This window comes from Pleomorphomonas oryzae DSM 16300 (assembly GCF_000422965.1).
Classification (GTDB): Bacteria; Pseudomonadota; Alphaproteobacteria; order Rhizobiales; family Pleomorphomonadaceae; genus Pleomorphomonas; species Pleomorphomonas oryzae.
The window spans coordinates 182462-203445 of record NZ_AUHB01000001.1 but is presented as its reverse complement, the minus strand read 5'-3'; the positions used below and the strand labels follow the sequence as shown (position 1 = coordinate 203445).

The following is a 20984-nucleotide window of genomic DNA, read 5'->3' as shown; positions in this document are numbered from 1 at the left end:
TCTGCTCTCAGAGCTTGATCATGACGTGGCGGACCACCGAATAGTCTTCCAGCGAATAGACGGACATGTCCTTGCCATAGCCGGACTGCTTCATGCCACCGTGCGGCATCTCGCTCGTCAGCATGAAATGGCAATTGATCCAGCTGGCACCATATTGCAGCCGCGCGGCAGCATTCATGGCCTTCGACACATCTCGGCTCCAGACCGACGACGCCAGCCCATAATCGCTGTCATTGGCCCAGCCGATCACGTCGTCCTCGTCAGTGAAGCGGGTAACGGATACCACAGGCCCGAACACTTCCCGACGAACGATCTCGTCGCTCTGCAGCGCACCGGCCACCACTGTCGGCTGGTAGAAGAAACCGGGGCCGTCGACGGCCCTGCCGCCGGTGGCGATCTCGATATGTGTCTGCTCCATGGCGCGTTCGACGAAGCTGGCAACGCGTGCCCGCTGGCGTGCCGAGATCAGCGGTCCGATCTCGTTGTCGCCATCATCGGCTTCGTTATACGTGATCGTTGAGACCGCAGAGGCGAGTTCGGCCACCAGCTTGTCGTAGATCTTCGAGCCAGCATAGACCCGGCAGGCGGCCGTGCAGTCCTGGCCGGCATTGTAGTAGCCAAAGGTGCGCAGCCCTTCGACCACCGATGCAATATCGGCGTCGTCGTAGACGATGACCGGCGCCTTGCCGCCGAGCTCGAGATGCGTGCGCTTCACGGTCTTGGAGGCCGCCTGAAGTACTTTCTTGCCCGTGGCGATATCGCCTGTCAGCGACACCATGGATACACGCGGATGGTTGATCAGCGGGCTGCCGACGCTCTCGCCACGGCCGACGATGACGTTGACGACGCCCGGCGGGAAAATGTCCGCGGCGACTTCGGCCAGCTTCAACGTGGTGAGCGGGGTCTGCTCGGAGGGCTTGAGCACCACTGTGTTGCCCGCAGCCAAGGCCGGCGCGATTTTCCAAGCCGCCATCATCAGCGGATAATTCCATGGCGCGATCTGGCCGCAGACGCCGATGGGGTCGCGGCGGACCATCGAGGTGAAGCCTTCAATATACTCGCCGGCCGCCATCGCCGGCACCACGCGCGCCGCACCGGCGAAGAACCTGAAGCAATCGACAACGGCGGGGATCTCGTCGCGCAGCACAGCATGATAGGGCTTGCCGCACTGAAGCGCTTCCAGGCGTGCGAAGGTTCCCGCCTCTGCCTCGATGAGGCTGGCAAGCTGCAGCAACAGGGCCGAACGAGCAGCGGGCGTCATTCGTCCATAGCTCACGAAAGCTTCGGAGGCGGCAGCAACGGCCGCCTCCACCTGATCGATGGAGGCTTCCGGCATGGCGATCAGTGTCTCGCCGGTGCGCGGATTGAGCACGTTCTCGGCCGTCTCCGTTCCGGCAACGAATTCCGATCCGATCAGCATCTTGGAGGGCAGGACGATAGTCATTTTTGGCTCCGTCTGGGTCTTGTCTGTCTGAAGTCAGCGCGAGCCGCCGGCAACATGCTCACCCTCGCGGGTCAGCCAATAGGCGGCGAGAATGGGGAAGAAGGTGACGGCCATCACCAGCACGGCCACCACGTTGGTCACAGGGCGTTCGCGTGGGCGGACCAGTTCGTTGAGCATCCAGATCGGCAGCGTTGTCTGCTGACCGGCGGTAAACGTGGTGACGATCACCTCGTCGAACGACAAGGCGAAGGCGAGCATGCCACCGGCGAGCAGTGCCGTACCGATATTGGGCAGCACGACGTAACGAAAGGTCTGGAAAGCGTCGGCGCCGAGGTCGAACGACGCCTCGACCAGCGACGGCGACAGGCGACGAAAACGGGCCACCGCGTTGTTGTAGACAACGACGATGCAGAAGGTGGCGTGCCCCAGCACGATGGTGAACACCGAATAGGGCAGATCCATCAGGTTGAAGGCTGACCGCAAGGCAATGCCGGTGATGATGCCGGGCAGGGCGATCGGCAGGATGAGGAGCAGCGAGACGTTGTCGCGGCCCCAGAACTGAGCACGCGATAGCGCGGCCGCTGCGAGCGTGCCCAGCACCAGCGCCAGTCCAGTCGCCACCAGTGCCACATTGAACGACAACGTCAGGGCTGCCCAGATGTCGGGCCTTGCCCACGCCACCGAAAACCAGTGCAGCGTCAGGCCCGGCGGCGGGAACTGATAGCTCTTGTCCTCCGTCGTGAAGGCGTAGACCACGATGATGGCGAGGGGCCAATGCAGGAAAATGAGGCCGCCGATGGCGGACAGCTTGAGCAGCAGAGAGGGTTCGTCAGAGCGCATCGAATGCCCCCAGCTTGCGGGCAAACGTCAGGTAGACGCCCATGATCAGGATCGGCACCACCGAGAAGGCGGCCGCCAGCGGTATGTTGCCGGCCGTGCCCTGCTGGGCATAGACCGCCTGGCCAAGATAGTACTGCGAGCCGCCGACGATCTGCGGGATGATGTAGTCGCCAAGCGTCAGCGAGAAAGTGAAGATCGAGCCGGCCACCACGCCGGGAAAGGCAAGCGGCAGGATGACATGGCGGAAGGTGGCACCCTGGCTGGCACCAAGATCGGCGCTAGCCTCGATCAGGTTGCCCGGCACGCGCTCCAACGCCGCCTGTACCGGCAGGATCATGTAGGGCAGCCAGACATAGCAGAAGACGATGAAGGTGCCGGTGTAGGAGGCGGAGAGCGACGGACCGCCGATCACCGGCAACGACAGATACCAGTCGAGCAGCGGCTTGAGGCCGATCTTGTCCAGCACCCAGGTATCGATGCCTTCGCGCGCCAGGATCAGCTTCCAGGCATAGACCTTGACGAGATAACTCGACCACAGCGGCATCATCACCAAGAGGTAGAAGGCCGCCTTCATCGGCCCCCGGGCATAGCGGGCCGCGTAATAGGCGATCGGGAAGGCCATGATGGCATCGGCCACCGTCACCAGGGCCGACATCAGCACCGTGCGAATGATGACGTCGAGGTTGGCGGGCGCCATCAACTGCACCCAGGTGGACAAGGTGAACTCGCGAACGATCACCCCGGAGAAGTCATCCAGACTGAAAAAGCTCTGTGCCAGAAGGGCAAACAGAGAGCCAAGATAGACGACGCCAAGCCACAGGAGCGGCGCCGCAAGCAGAACGGCGAGGAAGAGACGCGGACGGCGATAGACGGCGTCAAGCAACGAAGACAACGGCCCGCGCCGTCGCAGGGCAAGATCAGACATCATTGCCCTCCCCATCCATGGCATGCAGGGCGCCGTGAGACCAGCCGACCGTGGCCGCTTGCCCCACGCCGAGCGTCTGCGAAGCCGGCGCCATGGCGCAGATCTCGAGCCCGTTGATCTTGAGCCGCGTCTTGCGCATGGCGCCCTGGAACTGCTGATCGATCACCTCGGCCGTTTGCCGGACATCCATGGCATCGGCCGCCGCGCCGATCAGGATCGATTCCGGTCGCAGGCTGGTCCAGCGACTGACACCGCCGAAGCGGGGCGCCTGATCCGGCGTCAAGATGTTGGACGAACCGACGAAGTCGGCCACGAAGCGCGTCGTCGGCCGCTGATAGATATCTTCGGGCGTACCGACTTGCACGATGCGGCCCTTGTTGAACACCGCCACGCGGTCCGCCATGGACAGCGCCTCGCCCTGGTCATGGGTCACGAAGACGAAGGTAAGCCCGAGCTGCTTGTGCAGGCGGCGCAATTCTTCCTGCATTTCCTCGCGCAGCTTGAGGTCGAGCGCGCCGAGCGGTTCGTCGAGCAGCAGCACCTTCGGTCGATTGACTAGGGCGCGGGCGAGCGCCACGCGCTGCCTCTGACCGCCGGAAAGCTGCGCCGGGCGCCGCGCATCCATGCCCTCGAGCCGAACGAGCGACAGCGCTTCCCGGGCGCGCTTTTCACGCTCCGCGCGCGGAACGCCACGCACCATCAGCGCATAGGCGACGTTGTTCAGCACGGTCATGTGCGGGAACAGCGCATAGTCCTGAAACACGGTGTTGACGTCGCGCCGGTTGGGCGCCAGCCCTTCCGCCGTCTCGCCGAAAATTTCGATATGGCCAGCCGTCGGCTGCTCGAAGCCGGCGATCAGGCGGAGGCAGGTCGTCTTGCCCGAACCCGATGGCCCGAGCATGGCGAAGAACTCTCCCTGGCCTATCTCGAAATCCACCCCGTCCACGGCACGCACCGTACCGAAATGGCGGCTGACGTTTTGGAAGAGGACAGCGGTCGCGGATGTGGATGTCATCGGGAAGGCTCGTTGGAGAACACAAGATGTCGCGACCTAGGCCCAGCCAATGCGCGCTTGCACAAAGGAGCAAGAGCAGGGCGGATCAGGGAAACCTGTCGGTCGCGACGCGGCTGCGCCGTTTGGAACAGGCGGCCGGGCAGGCCGGCCCGGAGAGATAGTCCGGACCGGTACCTCCAAGCGCCGGTTCAGCGGCCGCCGAGGATCGCCATATAATCCGACACCCAGCGGTGATACGGCACGCAGCCCTCGGCCGCCGTGCACTTGGCGACGGGCGTGCGCCAGAAGCTGATCTTGTCGAAGTTATCGATGCCGTTGGTCTTGCAGCCTTCATCGGTCAGATTTGCGTTGCCCTTGCAGGCCGCCGGAACCGACGGAACGGACCCGAACCACGCAGCGACGTCGCCCTGCACCTTTGGCTGCAGCGAATGCTCCATCCAGAGATAGGCGCAGTTGGGATGCTTGGCACTGGCGTGCATCATGGTGGTGTCGGCCCAGCCCGTGGCGCCTTCCGACGGAATGACCGAGGCAATCGGCTTCTTCTGGGAGGCCAGGAGATTGACCTGGAATGGCCAGGACGACGACGCGACGACGCCCTCGTTGTTGAAGTCGTCCACCTGCTTCATGGCATCATGCCAGTAACGCTGCACCAGATCCTTCTGCGTGCGCAACAGGTCGAGGGCGGCCTTGTACTGCGTCTCGGTCAGCGCGTAGGGATCGGTGATGCCGAGCTCGGGATTATGCGCCTTCAGATAAAGCGCGGCGTCAGCGATATAGATCGGTCCGTCAAAGGCCTGGATGCGCCCCTTGTTGGACTTGCCGTCCGGCAGCGTCTGCTCCTGAAACACCACGTTCCAGCTCGTGGGTGCGCTGCCCTTGAAGGCTTCGGTGTTATACATCAGCACGTTGGCGCCCCATTGGTAGGGCACGCCATAATGAACGCCATCCACCGTATGCCAGGGGGCGTTCTGCAGGCGCTCGTCCACCGTCTTCCAGGACGGGATCAGGTCCAGGTTGATCGGCTGCACCTTCTTGCCGGCGATGAGACGCAACGATGCGTCGCCCGAGGCGGTGACGAGGTCGAACCCGCCCTCGTTCATCAGCGACACCATTTCATCTGACGTGCCGGCTACCTTCACCTGCACCTTGCAACTGGTCGCTTTCTCGAAATCGGTGACCCAGTCGTAATTCTTGTCGGTTTCGCCGCGTTCGATATAGCCGGCCCAGGCAACGATATCGACTTCCCCTTCACCGGGGCCGATCGAAGCGGGCTGAGCATAGGACGGCGTGACACCCAGAAGCAGCGTTGGCACCATTCCCAACGCAAGCATGCGCTTTGCGAAAGTGGTCATCTCGGTTCCCCTTATGGTGGGCGCGATCAGTGGATGCCGCGCCCTTAGGAAAAACCCTAACAAAACCCTGCCATCTCGCAATTTCAAAAAATCAAGAAATAATATCGGCAATTCCGATATTGCACGCTACGGCATCAGACGACCGGCATTATGGGAGAGCGTGACTTCGATGAAGCGTCGCGCATTCAGGTTGTCGCGATAGCCCCGCCGGCGCACCAGAGCCGCCTTCACCGTGGGCATGGACACGGAAATCTGCCGCGCTTCCAGGCGCAGACCATCCAGCGACCAGGGGCGAAACACAAGATCGGGCAAAATGGCAACGCCGACCCCGCCAGCCACCAGCGCACGCACCGCTTCGACCGAGCGCGAGCGGAATGCGATGTGTGGCCGCAAGCCGGAACCGCGCCAGAGGTGATCGACCGCTTCTTCGATTTCATCGATATTGAGTGTAATCTGCGGAAATTCCGAAATCATCCCAAGGTCCAGTTGATCGCGCTCCGCCAGCACATGGCCGGACGCCACCCATAGTCGGTAGCGATAGGCTTCGAGCTCGTCGGCCGCCAGAGACTCGGGATTATGCAGGCCGGACATGGTGACGAGTGCCAGATCGATCTCGCCATTGAGCAGCAGATGCTCAAGATAATCGTGCCCGTCTTCCACCAGATCGACGCTGACACCAGGAAAGGCACGCGAAAATCGCGCCAGCAGATCCGAGAGCACGTAGCCGGCCACCAGCGACGTCACGCCGAGCGTCAAACGCCCGGTCACTTCGGGTGCGACATTGGCAAGCGCGCCCCGCGCGTCGGCGACGTCCTGCCAGATGCGCTCCGCGTGCCGGCGAAACAGCTGCCCCTTGTGCGTCAATCCAAGACCGCGCGACTGCCGTTCCAGCAGCTTCACGCCGAGATCCGCTTCCAGATCCTTCATCGCTTCGGTGATCGTCGACTGCGACGTCGAGAGGTGTGCGGCTGCCCTCGAAACAGAACCCGTCTCGGCGATCGCAAGGAAATACTGAAGCTGACGCAGAGAAAAGGACATGGCGGCGCCCGCGGGTGGCGTGGTTGGCGGTTGATCAGCGAGGCACGCCGATATGGACATGGACGTCGGCCGCCTCGTTGAGCAGCCTTGGAAACGACGGGATCATCGCCGATCGATCAGGTGGTTTCCAGTCTCATCTGGTGGCAACGGTGCAGCCATTCGTCTTTCTGCTCCAAGAGGATGGCGCCAGCCAAGCCGACAACGGCGTCGTCGTGGAGAAATAGAGGGCGATGTCGCCCCGAAGGGGCCAGGCAGTGGTTGCGGCTATCCCGGCTATCGCCCATAACTCAGGCTGCCCGAGACGCTCTGACGAGAAGCCGCCCGTGACCGATCCGAGACCGCCCGTGACGAAAGATCAGCCGCGCTGGCTTGGCGCCGTTCCGTCGGGGCGCGTGCCGATCGTGCCGCTGATTGTTGCCGCGCGCTGGCTGCTGTTGGCTGTCGTCATCGCCGGCATCTACTTTTTCAGCGGCTTCATCGTTCCGGTGCTGGCCGCGCTGGTGATCGGGTTTGCCACCTGGCCGCTGTTTGCCGACCTGACACGGCTTTGCGGCGGCAACACCAAACTCAGCGCCTCCATCGCACTCATCTGCATTCTTTTCTTCCTGATCGTGCCCATGCTGGTGGCGGTCACCTTCGCGTTCGACGAATTCAAGGTCTGGTTCAACTGGCTTCTGGAGGCCAATCGCAGCGGCGTGGCCGTGCCGCCATGGATCGCCGCGCTGCCGATGGTGGGGGATTGGCTGGCCGAGCAATGGGCTCTGCACGTCGGCCCGCCGGGCGCCATCGGCGAGCTCATCCAGATGACGTCCGGCGCCAATATCGGCAACATATACAGGGCGATCATGACTGCCAGCGGCGAGGCCTTCCGTCTCGTGCTGACACTGCTGTTCATGATGATCGCGCTGTTCTTCGTCTACAAGGACGGCAGTGCCCTGGTGGCGCAGATTGATCTCGTTGGCGAGCGCATCCTGCCGACCCGCTGGGCCCGCATCTCGCGCATCGTACCGGCCACCATCAGTTCCACTGTCACTGGCATGACTCTGATCGCCATCGGCGAAGGCATCGTGCTCGGCCTTGCCTATTGGATTGCCGGTGTCCCATCGCCGGCCATTCTTGCGGTGATCACCGGCGTCATGGCGCTCATTCCGGGCGGCGCTCCGCTCTGCTTCACGCTGATCTCGATCTACCTTCTCGCCAGCGGACATGCTGTGGAGGGCACAGCCCTGTTCGCCTGGGGAACGGTCGAGCTGTTCATCGTCGACAAGACGCTGCGGCCACGCCTTGTCGGCGGCCCTATCAAACTGCCGTTTCTGCCCACTTTCTTCGGCCTCATCGGCGGCGTGAAGACCATGGGCTTTCTCGGCCTGTTCATCGGGCCGGTGCTGATGGCCTTGCTCGTCGCCATCTGGCGCGAATGGCTCATCGAACTCAAAGGTGAGGAAGCGCCCCTCACCGTGCTGTCGCGCGAGCCGCCTGACGCCTGATGCAATCCAGGCGCCGGATGGTCTCTACTTGAGAGGAATGGCGTTCTGGGTCTTGTCCTGCTGGTAGATCCCCGATAGCGCCGCGTATTCCGCCCGGATCCTTTCGGCGCGCGTCACAAACGTCTCGCGCGCGGCAGCGTCGCAGACCGCGATCAGATCGGCGATGTGCTCGCTATGCCAGAAGGCATTGCTTCGTCGGTAGCCGCCAGGCTCGAGCGTGAACACCTCCTTGAGGATGCGAAGGTCATGCGGAATGGAGAAGGCGTCTCGCGAATCTTCATGGCTGAAGAAATAGAAGAAATTGTCGAAGCCAGCCCAGGTGATCGCCGAAAGACACATCGAGCAAGGCTCGTGCGTCGACAGGAAAAGCAACTGACTGGTATTCGGCCGATCTTTGATCTCATAGAATTTCTTGATGGTATGCACTTCGCCGTGCCACAGCGGGTTTTCCGTCTCGTTGTTGGTGCCGGCAAGCACCACCGAATAGTCTTTCTTGTCGAGAAGGGCGGCCCCGAACACCTTGTTGCCGGCTGCAACGCCATTGCGCGTCAACGGCAGTATGTGACGCTCGATCGTTCTCAGCAGTGCATCAACGAGGCGTTCCGGTTGTCTCTCGGCCATCTAGGCATTCCCATCCGTTGTTATCGGACAATCTTCGCCGGTCTCGTCGGACGGTGCAAGGTTCCGTTGCTTTCCGAATCGGAGCGAAGGAATCCGCTTCCAATCAACAAAGCCCAAGCTCCGAGACCGCCATTCCGGGACGCCTTATTGCATCGTGGCCGATCGCACCGAAGGGCAACGCGCGCTTTTCCAGAGACTGATTTGGGTGGAAAAACAGATGGCTGGGGTGGCAGGATTCGAACCTACGGATGGCGGAATCAAAATCCGCTGCCTTACCACTTGGCGACACCCCATCCGGCGGCCTTGGCCGCGGTCCGCACGATATAGCCGCAACGCAATCCGACTGCAACAACGCTGACGTTGACCAATACGACGATAAGGTCGCCTGTGTGCGGGTTCGATCGACGCCGCTGGAGGCGGTTTCGGAGCAGGATCGCGGACGCGCAAAATCCCTGATCCACAAGTGTGATTTTGGGGCTTGCGGAGGCGGGGAGGGGACGCTATACACCGCCCCACCGACGGTTACGGAGTGTAGCGCAGCCTGGTAGCGCACCTGCTTCGGGAGCAGGGGGTCGAGTGTTCAAATCACTCCACTCCGACCATTCTTCCCGCAAATTCAACAAATTGACGATGGCCGGGCGCTAAGCGCCAGGGATCGTTGTCTCTTTTCGCCGCCGACGAAAATGCTTTGCCGCGTTTGCTGTAAGGCTCGTCGCGGGGGGCGGGGAAATCGTGTTGCTGCGCCTCTACCTTGCCGAGAGTGCCGGCTCAGCCTTGGTCATGTCGGCAAAGGCGCGCATGGCGTCGATGCTTCGACGGGCGAAACGGTCGAAGTCGGTGGGATTGTCGTGCTCGGCGATCAGCAGCGAAGCGCCGGCGGCAACCGCCGTTTTCCATAGCTTGGGCCAGGGCACGATGCCTGTACCAACGTCCGCCCAGCCATCCTCACGGACGTGGCTGCCGCGTGGCGCGACATCCTTCACGTGGACGGCGGCGATCCGGCCCGTGTAGCCTTCCAGCCAAGGCTGGGGATCAACGCCGGCCAGAGCCACCCAGGCGACATCCACTTCAAGATGCACGGCCGGGTCGGCGGCGATATGCTGGATCGGCATCGACCCGTCCCGAAGCGGCCGGAACTCGTAGTCGTGATTGTGCCAGGCAAAATCGAAACCGCGCGACCGCAACAGACGGGCGATTGCCGCCAGGCGGTCCCCGAAGCGTCGCCATTCGTCAGTGACGGTGGGGCGTGCTTCGATCGGCACGAAAGGACAAACGACAAGGTGCATGCCCAACGTTTCGGCGATGCGGCAGGCGGCGTCGGCATCGCTTTCCAACATATGCAGCGGGAAGTGGCCGCTCAGGGCGGTGAGGTCGCTTTCGTCGAGCGACTCGCGGAGCGCGCCGGGGTCGTCATAGAGAATGTCCGTTGGCTCGACATTGGTGTAGCCGAGCGCGGCAAGGTGCGGAAAATGGTCCGTCACGGGCGGAAACAGCCGCGCCGAATGCAGCTGAATCGAAAACGGCAGGTCACGCGCCACATCGTCCTCCCAGGGCCGGCTTTATGACGGATAGCCGGTATTTTATTCAAGGCAGAGCGGAAGCCTCCCCTTCCGGCGCTCTGCCGCAAATCGAAACGTTGCGAAAATATGGAGGAAACGCAAGGCCCAGCCATTATCCCACATGCCTGCGGGGCCGGGGCTTTCAAATCTCGTTTGTCTCGCTTTTTCAGCAATCGATTTCATCGATGCTAGCTTGGCCTGTCCCTGGGTGGCAAGCTATTCTTTATAGGGGTCGAAAAAACGACGGAGCCGTCAACCCCAGGAGCTTCGCACCAACCAGCTATTCATCGGCCCGGTGCAATCCCTGCGGCTGGCCGCCGATGAACACTTCCTGCACATTCTGCTCGCCGCCAAGCGTCATGAGGACGAACAGTTCCTCTTCCAGGTCGCAATTGCCGGCCGCGAGGCGATGCGCCATTGCCGGCCTGGCGGTGCTGTCGAGCACGACGAGATCGGCGTGCGCGCCGGGCTCGATGCGCCCGAGGTCCGGCTCACCGAGTGCCTCGGCGTTGCCACGTGTCATCAGGTGGAACGCCTCGATGGCCGAGAGCTTCTGTCCCCGAAGCTGCATGACCTTGTAGGCTTCCGCCGCCGTTGCCAGCATCGAGTAGCTGGTGCCGCCGCCGACATCGGTCGCCAGGGCGATGCGCACGGGATACGGTTCACCTTCGAGCCCCTTGTAGTCGAACAGGCCCGAACCGATGAACAGATTGGATGTCGGGCAGAACACGGCGACGGCGCCGCTCTCCGACATGCGAACGATCTCGCGCGGCGTCAGGTGGATCGCGTGCCCCATCAGGCTTTTCGGGCCGACGAGGCCATAGTGATCGTAGACATCGAGATAGTCGGAGCGCTCGGGGAAGAGGCGCTCCACGGTGGCGATCTCTTCCAGGTTTTCCGACAGATGCGTCTGTACAAGGCAGTCCGGATGAGCGCGGGCAAGGTTGCCCAGCGCTTCCAACTGCTCCGGCGTCGAGGTAATGGCAAACCGAGGCGTAATGACTACCTTCTGGCGGCCGCGACCATGCCAAGCCGTGATCAGTGACGCCGTGTCGTCATAGGCCGATTGGGCCGTATCGAGCACGTCGGGCGGCGCATTGCGATCCATCGCCGTCTTGCCGACGAACATCGCGGTGCCGCGCCGCTCGCTTTCGGTGAGCAGTGCCTCGGCCGCTCCTTTATGGACCGAGCCGTAGCAAACCGCCGTGGTGGTGCCATTGCGGAGCAGTTCGTCGATGAAGAAGCGAGCCTGGGCCGCTGCAAAAGCTGGATCGCCATAGCGCGACTCGGCGGGAAAGGTGTACCTCGTCAGCCATTCCAGCAGTTGTTCGCCATAGGAGGCGATCACCTGCGTCTGAGGAAAATGGATATGGGTGTCGATGAAGCCCGGCAGGATCAATTTGCCGGAGAAATCGTGCAGAACGACGCCCTTGCCGCCCACTCGTCCGATCTCGCTGGCGTCGATCACGTCAGTCACTTTCCCCGCGTCGATGACGATGACGCCATCCTCGAGATAAGTATAAGCATCCGTATCGCCGGCTCTTTGCGGGCGCCGCTTGAAGCTCAGCACGCGACCGCGTACCAGGGTGCGGTCGGACGGAAATCGATCGGAAAAGGTCAACGGGGGCTCCGTTTGGGAGGAGGAGGGCCAATGGTCGTCTTGCCGCTCAGAAGAGACGAGATGCTCAGTCGAGACAATAGAAAAGTCCGCTGCGGTTACATCTTTTCACTTACCGACGACCGTTTGGCGGAGCGACCGCCGGCGTCCGGAAACCATGAGTGCGCCTATGCTTGACGACATCGAGATTGCCCGCGCTGCCCGCCTCCAGCCCATCCAGAAGGTGGCGAATCGCCTGGGCATTCCGGGAGATGCGCTGATTCCCTACGGCCGTCACATTGCCAAGATCGAGCATGGCTTCGTATCCGAAGCGCGCCGGCGGCAGCGCGGCAAGCTGGTGCTGGTCACCGCCATCACGCCGACAGCGGCCGGCGAGGGCAAGACAACCACCACCGTCGGGCTGGGCGACGCGCTCTCCCGCCTTGGCCGCAAGGTGAGCATCTGCCTGCGTGAGCCCTCGCTCGGCCCCTGTTTCGGCGTCAAGGGTGGGGCGGCCGGCGGAGGCCATTCCCAGGTGGTGCCGATGGAGGCGATCAATCTCCATTTCACCGGCGATTTTCACGCCATCACCTCGGCGCATAATCTCCTGTCGGCGTTGATCGACAATTACATCTATTGGGGCAATGAGCCGAGGCTCGATGGCCGGCGCATGACGTGGCGCCGCGTTCTCGACATGAACGACCGCATGCTGCGCCACCAGGTCAACGGCCTCGGCGGCAGCGCCAACGGATTTCCGCGCGAGGACGGCTTTGACATCACCGTCGCGTCGGAGGTGATGGCGATCTTCTGCCTGGCGACCGATCTCGCAGACCTCGAGCGGCGTCTCAAGCGCATCGTCATCGGCGAACTCGATGCTCATTCCTATGCGACGGCCGATATGGTGAGCGCCGCCGGTGCCATGGCGGTCCTGCTGAAGGACGCGCTGCAGCCCAACCTTGTCCAGACGCTGGAAGGCACGCCGGCCTTTGTTCACGGCGGCCCCTTTGCCAACATCGCCCACGGCTGCAACTCGGTGATCGCCACCGAAACGGCGCTCGGTCTCTCGGATGTGGTGGTGACCGAGGCCGGTTTCGGCGCCGATCTCGGCGCCGAGAAATTCCTCGACATCAAATGCCGCAAGACCGGGCTTCAGCCCGACGCGGCCGTCCTGGTGGCCACCATCCGGGCTCTGAAGATGCATGGCGGAGTCGCCAAGGAGGATCTCGGCGTCGAGAATGTCGCGGCGATGGAGGCGGGCTTCTCCAACCTCTCGCGCCATCTCGAAAACCTGCGCAAATACGGCCTCGACGTGATCGTCGCCATCAATCGCTTCGGCAGTGATACCGACGCGGAAATTGACCGCCTCGGCGCACTCTGTGGCGAGGCCGGCGCACCGGTCGCGCTCGCCAGTCATTTTGCCGATGGCGGCCGCGGTGCCGAGGATCTGGCACGGGCGGTCCTTGACGTTCTCGATGCGCCCCGCCGCCAGCCGTTCAGCCTTCTCTATCCGGACGCGCTGCCGCTGGCGGCCAAGATCGAGACGGTGGCGCGCGAGATCTATGGCGCGGCGTCCGTCGAATATGACGGTCGCGCAGCGCGCAAGCTCGTCGAATATGAGGAGCGCGGCTTCGGCAATCTGCCCGTTTGCATCGCCAAGACGCAGTCGTCCTTCAGTGCCGACCCGCAGCGCAAGGGAGCGCCAAGCGGTCACATCCTGCCGGTTCGCGATGTGCGCCTTGCTGCCGGCGCTGAGTTCATCGTGGCTATCTGCGGATCGATCATGACGATGCCAGGACTGCCGCGCGTGCCGGCCGCCAACCGTATTGGCCTCGACTCCGATGGACGGGTGGTCGGCCTCAGCTAAGCTGCCACGCACGCTCTTGTGATGACCAGACGCACGGTTTGCGCTTTCGCACCGGGGGCAATGACCCTATTTCATGGGGGCAACGGTATGCTTTTTTAGCGTTATTTGGAGAGTGCGATGTCTTTCGACCTAGGATCTGAGCCAGCGGCATCGGGCCGGCTCAATTGTTCGGTCGAGCTGCAGGAATACCTTACGGTCGTTCAGCGCGGTCTCAAGGCCATCACCGGCAAGTGGAAGGGCGAGATCATGTGCCTTCTGTCGGAAGGGCCGAAGCGCTTCAACGAGCTGAGGCGAGGCATTCCTGGTGTGACCCAGCACATGCTGGCCGCACAACTGCGCGATCTTGAAAAGTCCGGCCTCATCGTCCGTCACGATTACGAGCAGGCGCCGCCGCGCGTTGAGTATGAGCTGTCGGAAGCCGGCAAGGCGCTCCGTCCGGTGGGAGATGCGCTGCACGACTGGGCGAAGGCCTACGCTCCGGCTTCCGAGGCCGGCAAGCACTGAAAACCCTGGCCAGTCGCTGACCGCAGGCGGATGCCGTTACATGAAGCGGAAGCGGGCGTGCCGGGGATCATGGCTCTCGTGAATAAAGATGGGCTCGCCTGTGAACTGCAGGCCGAGCTCATTTTCGCGTCGCCACATCACTTCGGCCCGGCGTAACGATTGCTCCGTCGGGTCGAAAATGAAGAAGTCTTGCGGAATCTCGCGGGAGTGCTCGCAGCGCACGCGCATGCCACCGGTACTGGTGTCGCGCACGACGCAGTCGACGATATAGCGATAGTCGCCGTAGACGATTTTCGCTGCCCTGAGCGTTCGCCGCCTTACTCCGCTTCTCTGTTCAACCGACATCGCACATGTCCCACCTGTCGCGGGAATCTTGGCAGTGACAAGTTAAGATTTGCCGAAGTTCACATACCGTCGTTGGTCTCGCGACAGGCTAAACCAACTATCCCAGGAGCTCTTTCCGCCAGGGCGGGTTGGCGCCGGCGCGTGAGCAGGTGATGGCGGCGCATCGGGTGCCGAAGGCGAGGGAGGTGGCGAGTTCATCGCGGCTGATGCTTTCGAGCGCCGGCCTTGCGATCCGCCCCGCTTCCTTGAGCGCCACCAGGAACGAGCCCTGGAAGGTATCGCCGGCACCGATGGTGTCGACCACCTTGACCTTCGGAGCGGGAACCTCGACGCGGCCGGCCGTCGGATGCCAAGCGGTGACGCCATCGCCGCCGCGCGTGACGATGAACAGCGCCGCGCCATCGGCCAGGATTTGCTTGGCCTTGCCGTCGAAGTCGTTGCCGCCGAACAGGAAGTCGAAGTCCATGTCGGACATGCGGACGATATCGGCCGCCCGGGCGAACTCGGCCATGCGCGCCGTATAGGCGGTCTTGTCACGGGTCAGCGTCGGCCGGCAGTTGGGGTCGAACGACAAGGTCGTCTTGCCCTTGGCCGCCTTGAACAGGGTGAGATACTCGGAGGCCACCGGCTCGTTGATCAGCGTGGTGGAGCCGACATGCAGCGCCTCGATGGCCGGGAAGGGGATGCTGTCGGGACGATAGGTCCACAGGCGCGCCGCAGTCGTCTCGTCATAGAAGGCGTAATGCGGCTCGTTGTTCACGAAGCGGACGAAGGCCAGCGTGGTCTCGTCATCGGAGTGGCGAACGTAGCGCAGCGATACGCCGGAGGCGCCGAGATGGTCGGCGATCATCGCTCCGAACATGTCGTTGGCAATGCCGCCGACGAAGCCGGTGGGGGCGCCGAGGCGCGACATGGCGACGGCGATGTTGAGGCAGGAGCCGCCGACCGCCGGCACGTAGGCGTCCCGGCCGTCGGCCGCCTTCACAGGCACGAAATCGATCAGCGCATCGCCGCAGGCCAGTAACATGTGATTCCCCCCGAGATTGACCGACGCTTTGTCGCTCAAGCGGCAATTGCCGGTTACCGCGAATTTTTACAATGCTCCCTTAGCCAAAAGAATATCATTCAGGAAAGCGCTTGCGCAAGCGCTTGCTTATGCTATTTTGCGCCCATGGTCGACCTAGGGGAGGCGATGATTGGGAGGAATTCAATCGTCGTCTTGAGGGTTCCCGGCTTTCGGAGCCTGGGCTGGGTTGGCGGAGAAGAGGGAGAGTCCTGTGACCGACTTCAATTTATCGACGAGCGGCTAGGTATTCGCCGAGCGGATTGAATCACCGGGCCGAATGGCGGTGCTCTTCTGTTTTGGTAGAGCATCGTATCGCCACCCAGTTTCAGTCGCCGCGTCACTTCAATTTCAAAGAGCCCGAACCCAGCGGCGCCTGACAGGCCGCCGATGGCGGGGGCTCGTCCGGGCCAGACCGGCATAGGCGTGGGAGCGGTCCCGGCCATGCCCCTTCATGCCCGATCCAACCGGCCGGCGGCCCACCGTCGACAGCAGGAGCCGACACGCATGCCTGAATCAACCGCCCTGGCACTGCAAGGCATCACCAAGTCCTTTCCAGGCGTCAAAGCCCTGAAGCAGGTCAGCTTTTCGCTTGAAGCCGGCGAGATACGCGCCCTTGTCGGCGAAAACGGCGCGGGCAAGTCGACGCTGATGAAGGTTCTTTCGGGGGCTTATAGCGCCGATCAGGGCAAGATCAGCGTGTTCGGCGAAGCCATCGACAATCCCACCCCCGCCACCATGATCGGCAAGGGCGTCGCCGTCATCTATCAGGAAATGGCGCAGGCGCCGCACCTATCGGTGGCTGAGAATGTCTTGCTCGGCCGCCTGCCGCGCCGTGCCGGCGGGCTGGTCGATTGGGCCGAGGCGCGCCGGCAGACCGCCGCCGTGCTGGAACGGCTGGGGTTCGACATCGACCCCGCCGCCCGCATCGACACGCTGTCGGTGGCCAAGCGCCAGATGGTGGAGATCGCCAGGGCGCTGACCCGCAATGCCCGTATCATCGTCCTCGACGAGCCGTCGGCGGTGCTCGCCGCCTCGGAAATCGCCCAACTGTTCGCCATCATTCGCAAGCTGTCGGCCGAGGACGGCGTCGCCTTCGTCTACATCTCCCACCGCCTCGTCGAAGTGTTCGACATCGCCGAGACCGTGACGGTGATGCGCGACGGCGAGGTGGTCCACCAGTGCCGGACCAGCGAGATCGACAGCGAAACGCTGATCCGCCACATGGTCGGCCGTGAAGTCGGCGACATCTTCCCCAAGCGCGTGCCGAAGATCGGCGAAGAGGCGCTGCGCGTATCGGGCCTGTCGGCCGGTGGCTTGGTCAAGGATGCCGACCTCTACGTCCGCCGGGGTGAAATCGTCGGCCTGTTCGGCCTTGCCGGCGCCGGACGCACCGAGACACTGAAGGGCCTGTTCGGTGCCGACCGCGCTTCGCGCGGCGCGCTGACGCTCAACGGCAAAGCCGTCCATCTCGTCTCTCCGCGCGACGGCCTTGCTCATGGCCTCGGCCTGGTGCCGGAAGACCGCAAGGTGGCCGGCCTGTTCCTCAAGCAGTCGGTCGGCTTCAACATCACCATCTCCTCGCTGAAGCATCTGATGGCCGGGCCGCTGCTGTCGCGTGTCAAGGAGAGCGCCCTTGTCGACACCATCATTCGCCGGCTGCGCGTCAAGACGCCTAACGCTCGCGCTGCCGTGCAGAACCTTTCCGGTGGCAACCAGCAGAAATGCGTCATCGGCCGCCTCGTCGGCGCCGAATGCACCATCATGCTGGCCGACGAGCCGACGCGCGGCGTCGACGTCGGCGCCAAGCGCGAGATCTACGACCTGCTGTTCGAGCTGAGCGACAGCCGACAGCTGGCCATCGTCATCGCCAGTTCCGAACTGCCGGAAATCCTCAACCTTTGCGACCGCGTCTACGTGATGCGCGAAGGCCGGATCACCGCCGAACTCGACGCGCGTCAGACCTCCGAAGAGGAAGTCATGCGCTACGCCACCCACAACTGAGCCGAGCCGAGAGGCCTTAAAATGTCAGCCACCACTGCTTCCCGCCCGACGTTCCGCAACCTGCCACGCGGCTTCGGCCTTATCATTGCCCTTGTCGTCCTGATCGTCGCGGCCAGCCTGATCTCGCCGCATTTCCTCAACCCGATCAACGTGCTGAACGTGCTGAGGCAGGTCGCTCTCTACGGCATCCTCGGTGTCGGCATGACCTTCATCCTGCTGACGGCCGGCATCGACCTGTCGATCAGCTCCATCGTCGGTTTCGTCGGCGTGGTGGCGGCGACGCTGATGGGCATGGGCTATCCCATCCTTCTCGCCTGCCTGATCGGGGTAGGGGGTGGCCTGTTGATCGGCGTCATCAACGGCCTCGGCATCGTCATCGGCCAAGTGCCCCCCTTCATCATGACGCTCGGTTCCATGGTGATGACGCGTGGCATCGCGCTGATGATCGCCGACGGTTCTACCGTCAACCTCGGGCCACGCGGCGACGAGTTCTTCTTCCTGGGCGGCGGCTTCATCCTGGGCGTTCCGACGCCGATCTGGGTGTTCGCGCTGGTCTGCGTCATCGCCTTCGTCGTGCTGCGCCTCTCGCCCTTCGGACGAGCCATCTACGCCGTCGGCTCCTCGCCCGAGGCCGCTCGCCTTGCCGGTATCAACGTCGGCCTCGTCACCTTCTCAGTCTACCTGATTTCGGCCGGCCTCGCCTCGCTGTCGGCCCTCATCTTCCTGTCGCGCCTTTCGGTCGGCGACCCCAACTCCGGTGTTGGCCTGGAACTCGAGGCGATTACCATCGCCGTCATCGGCGGCACCAGCCTGTTCGGTGGCGAAGGCGGCATCGCCGGCACCATCGGCGGCGCCATGGTGCTCGCCATCCTGGCCAACATCCTCAATCTCGCAGGCGTCTCACCATTCTCCCAGCAGGTGGTGAAGGGCCTGATCATCGTATTCGCAGTCCTGTTGGAGGCAGGGCGGCGGAGGCGCGCCTGATCGGCGCGAAACCCAAGGAGGAACAGTGACATGAATAGGATCAAGACCATCGGCGCCACGCTCGCCCTGCTGCTCGCCACCACCGCCTTCGCCGGTTCGGCGCTGGCCGCCGACAAGGTCGTCATCGGCTTCTCGCAGGCGGCGTCCAACTCGGCCCACCGCAATACCATGACCGAGCGCAACAAGGCCTACGCGGCCGAGAACTTCAAGGACACCACCCTCATCGTCACCAATGCCGAGGGCAAGTCGGCCAAGCAGATCACCGACATCGAGAGCCTCGAGGTACAGGGCATCCAGGCGCTGATGATCTCGCCGCAGGACTCGGCTGCCGTGACGCCGATCATCAAGGACGCGCTGAAGCAGGGCATCAAGGTGGTGACGCTGGAGCGCTCCATCGAGGGTGTTCCCGTCACGCTACACATCGGCCCGCACAACAAGCCGATCGGCGCGCTGGCCGGCCAGTATGTCGTCAAGGCGCTCGGCGGCAAGGGCAATGTCGTCGAGATCAAGGGCGATCCGGCGGTGGCGCCGGCCGTCGAACGCTCCGAGGGCTTCCACGAGGCTATCGCCGGCTCGGAGATCAAAATCATCGCCGAGCAGCATGCCGACTGGGACGAGGAAAAGGCCCTCAAGTTCATGGAAGACACGCTGCAGCGCTTCGGACCCGGCGAGATCCAGGCCGTCTACGCCCATAACGACAACATGGCCTTCGGCGCCCTCAAGGCCATCAAGGCGGCCGGCCGCGACAAGGAAGGCATCCTGATCATCGGCATCGACGGCGAGAACCGCGCCATCCGCGCCGTGGCCAAGGGCGATTTCGCCGCCACCTTCACCTACTCGACGGTGGCTCCGGAAGGCGTGATTGCCGCCCATGCCCTGGTGACCGGCGACACCGCCGCCCTCGACAAGCTCGGCAAGATGACCAAGCACCCCGACGGTACCATGGAGATCGAGATCCCCTCAAACATGGTCACCAAGGACAACGCCACGCAGTTCTTCTGCAAGGGATTCGGCGACGATCCCGAGTGCAAGTGACCACCACGCGATAACCGGGGAGAGGCGCGGCAACGCGACTGTCTCCCCGGCAGGCCCGCCGGCATCGCTCCTCTCCCTCGGGTCGGCGGGCCCTTTTCCTAGAGCAAATCCAGCAAAAGTGTACCGCGGTTTTGCGTCAGTATTTGCGTGAAAACAAAGAGCTAGAGAATTTCCGGTGAACCGGCTTTCACCGGAAATTCTCTAGAGATCAAGGACCCGAAATCGATGAACGACGTCCACACCGACGCCAAGGTCGACATCTCCGCCGAGGGCTCGGTCGGCGGTCGCTTTATCCGCTCGATCCTGCGCTCGCGCGAAACCGGCATCGCGCTCGCCATCGTCATCATGGTGGCGGTGCTGGCGATCCTGGCGCCCAGCTTTCTCAGTGCCGACAACGTCTCCAACAACGCCCGCAACATGTCTTTCGTCGGCATCGCCGTGCTGGGCGAGGCGCTGGTGCTGATCATCGGCGGCATCGACCTGTCGGTCGGCTCCATCTGGGGCGTCACTGCCGTCGCCTCGGCCGCGCTGATGGGTTACGGCCTGCCAACTCCGGTGGCCATTGCCGGCGGGCTGTCGCTCGCCGCCCTGTTCGGCCTGTTCAACGGTCTCTGCATCACGCTGCTGCGCATGCCGCCCTTCGTGCCGACGCTCGCCACCATGAGCATCGCCCGCGCCACGGCGCTGATGATCACCCGCGGCCGCTCCATCGACGAATTCCGCCCCATCGGCGACAGCTTCTTCGAGCTCGGTGGCGGCTCCATCCTCGGCGTGCCGACACCCTTCGTGCTGTTTGCGGTGCTCTCGATCGTCATGTGGGTGCTGCTCGACCGCACCATCTTCGGTCGCCGCCTCTACGCCATCGGCGGCAACGAGACCGCCGCCCGCCTGTCCGGCATCGACGTCGACCGCATGAAGATCGCCGTCTATGTGCTGTCGGCGCTGTTCGCCGGCCTCGCCGGTCTTGTCGAGGTTAGCTACCTGTCGTCGGCGATCGCCAACCAGGGCACCGGCAAGGAACTCAACGTCATCGCCGCGGCGGTCATCGGCGGCACCAACCTCATGGGCGGCGAGGGCACCATCCTCGGCGTCTTCTTCGGGGCCATCATCCTGGAAATTCTGCGCAACGGCCTCGTGCTCATCGGCACCGACGCCTACTCGCAGGGCATTTTCGTCGGCCTCGTCATCATCATCGCCGTCTTCATCGATCAGCTCCGCAAGGGCGTGTGGAGACGCAAGTGAGGGAGAGAGCGGCCCGTCGTGGGGCGTCCCGCTCGGACAAACTGCCCGGCAGGTGTCGGGGCAGA

The 20984-nt window shown here is 63.2% G+C and carries 17 protein-coding genes, 2 tRNA genes and 1 pseudogene; 8 read left to right on the top strand and 12 right to left on the bottom strand.

Translation table 11 applies throughout. The features are described 5' to 3' along the window. Positions 1–7: 7 nt before the first annotated feature. The 6 genes and pseudogenes from G522_RS0100970 to G522_RS0100945 all read right to left on the bottom strand — a co-directional run bounded on the left by G522_RS0100970 (position 8) and on the right by G522_RS0100945 (position 6614). Positions 8–1444 carry a gamma-aminobutyraldehyde dehydrogenase gene (locus G522_RS0100970; RefSeq protein WP_156886781.1) on the bottom strand — a complete coding sequence of 479 codons (1437 nt, stop codon included), beginning with the start codon at positions 1442–1444 and terminating at the stop codon, positions 8–10. 33 nt (positions 1445–1477) lie between these two features. Continuing rightward, positions 1478–2284 (bottom strand): ABC transporter permease, encoded by an 807-nt coding sequence (locus G522_RS0100965; protein WP_026789451.1) that lies wholly within the window; start codon positions 2282–2284, stop codon positions 1478–1480. Further along, complete coding sequence (locus G522_RS0100960; protein WP_245586563.1) at positions 2274–3212, bottom strand: ABC transporter permease; 939 nt, start codon at positions 3210–3212, stop codon at positions 2274–2276. Before G522_RS0100960 ends, G522_RS0100965 begins: the two co-directional genes overlap by 11 nt. Further along, positions 3202–4224: an ABC transporter ATP-binding protein gene (locus tag G522_RS0100955; protein ID WP_026789449.1), complete on the bottom strand. Its 1023-nt coding sequence runs from the start codon at positions 4222–4224 to the stop codon at positions 3202–3204. Before G522_RS0100955 ends, G522_RS0100960 begins: the two co-directional genes overlap by 11 nt. Positions 4225–4412: 188 nt before the next feature. After that, positions 4413–5489 (bottom strand): annotated as a pseudogene (locus G522_RS0100950) (ABC transporter substrate-binding protein); the annotation flags it as partial. Between the two features lie 213 nt (positions 5490–5702). Continuing rightward, entirely contained in the window at positions 5703–6614 is a 912-nt protein-coding gene (locus G522_RS0100945; RefSeq protein ID WP_026789447.1) for a LysR family transcriptional regulator, read from the bottom strand. A gap of 344 nt (positions 6615–6958) precedes the next feature. On the opposite strand from G522_RS0100945, the gene G522_RS0100935 reads away from it, so the two are divergent. After that, positions 6959–8101 (top strand): AI-2E family transporter, encoded by a 1143-nt coding sequence (locus G522_RS0100935; RefSeq protein WP_245586562.1) that lies wholly within the window; start codon positions 6959–6961, stop codon positions 8099–8101. A gap of 24 nt (positions 8102–8125) precedes the next feature. Here the strand turns inward: G522_RS0100935 and G522_RS0100930 are convergent, their stop codons facing one another. Together G522_RS0100930 and G522_RS0100925 are read right to left on the bottom strand one after the other, a co-directional pair. Beyond that, positions 8126–8722 carry a deaminase gene (locus G522_RS0100930; protein WP_026789445.1) on the bottom strand — a complete coding sequence of 199 codons (597 nt, stop codon included), beginning with the start codon at positions 8720–8722 and terminating at the stop codon, positions 8126–8128. Positions 8723–8940: 218 nt separating this feature from the next. Further along, a tRNA-Gln gene (locus G522_RS0100925) sits at positions 8941–9015 on the bottom strand. Between the two features lie 232 nt (positions 9016–9247). Here G522_RS0100925 and G522_RS0100920 point away from each other — a divergent pair. Continuing rightward, positions 9248–9324, top strand: a tRNA-Pro gene (locus G522_RS0100920). A 144-nt stretch (positions 9325–9468) separates the two neighbouring features. Here G522_RS0100920 and G522_RS24955 read toward each other — a convergent pair. After that, entirely contained in the window at positions 9469–10260 is a 792-nt protein-coding gene (locus G522_RS24955; RefSeq protein ID WP_245586561.1) for a sugar phosphate isomerase/epimerase family protein, read from the bottom strand. A gap of 301 nt (positions 10261–10561) precedes the next feature. Next, on the bottom strand, positions 10562–11902 hold the full coding sequence (gene guaD, locus G522_RS0100910; protein WP_026789444.1) for a guanine deaminase: 1341 nt from the start codon (positions 11900–11902) through the stop codon (positions 10562–10564). Positions 11903–12068: 166 nt separating this feature from the next. Here guaD and G522_RS0100905 point away from each other — a divergent pair, with 166 nt between their 5' ends. Both G522_RS0100905 and G522_RS0100900 read left to right on the top strand, forming a co-directional pair. Beyond that, the gene (locus tag G522_RS0100905; RefSeq protein WP_026789443.1) at positions 12069–13742 is read left to right on the top strand and encodes a formate--tetrahydrofolate ligase; all 1674 of its coding nucleotides are present in this window, start codon (positions 12069–12071) and stop codon (positions 13740–13742) included. A gap of 117 nt (positions 13743–13859) precedes the next feature. Then, on the top strand, positions 13860–14246 hold the full coding sequence (locus G522_RS0100900) for a winged helix-turn-helix transcriptional regulator (RefSeq protein WP_084632636.1): 387 nt from the start codon (positions 13860–13862) through the stop codon (positions 14244–14246). Between the two features lie 36 nt (positions 14247–14282). Here the strand turns inward: G522_RS0100900 and G522_RS0100895 are convergent, their stop codons facing one another. After that, positions 14283–14591 carry a PilZ domain-containing protein gene (locus tag G522_RS0100895; protein ID WP_026789441.1) on the bottom strand — a complete coding sequence of 103 codons (309 nt, stop codon included), beginning with the start codon at positions 14589–14591 and terminating at the stop codon, positions 14283–14285. A 97-nt stretch (positions 14592–14688) separates the two neighbouring features. Continuing rightward, positions 14689–15618: a carbohydrate kinase family protein gene (locus G522_RS0100890; RefSeq protein ID WP_026789440.1), complete on the bottom strand. Its 930-nt coding sequence runs from the start codon at positions 15616–15618 to the stop codon at positions 14689–14691. Positions 15619–16161: 543 nt separating this feature from the next. Here G522_RS0100890 and G522_RS0100885 point away from each other — a divergent pair. The 4 genes from G522_RS0100885 to G522_RS0100870 all read left to right on the top strand — a co-directional run bounded on the left by G522_RS0100885 (position 16162) and on the right by G522_RS0100870 (position 20919). Beyond that, positions 16162–17658: a sugar ABC transporter ATP-binding protein gene (locus G522_RS0100885; RefSeq protein ID WP_026789439.1), complete on the top strand. Its 1497-nt coding sequence runs from the start codon at positions 16162–16164 to the stop codon at positions 17656–17658. Positions 17659–17679: 21 nt separating this feature from the next. Continuing rightward, positions 17680–18642 (top strand): ABC transporter permease, encoded by a 963-nt coding sequence (locus G522_RS0100880; RefSeq protein ID WP_026789438.1) that lies wholly within the window; start codon positions 17680–17682, stop codon positions 18640–18642. A 30-nt stretch (positions 18643–18672) separates the two neighbouring features. Next, entirely contained in the window at positions 18673–19677 is a 1005-nt protein-coding gene (locus G522_RS0100875) for a substrate-binding domain-containing protein (RefSeq protein WP_026789437.1), read from the top strand. A gap of 225 nt (positions 19678–19902) precedes the next feature. After that, positions 19903–20919, top strand: coding sequence for an ABC transporter permease (locus G522_RS0100870; RefSeq protein WP_084632635.1), 1017 nt, complete (start codon positions 19903–19905; stop codon positions 20917–20919). Positions 20920–20984: the final 65 nt, after the last annotated feature.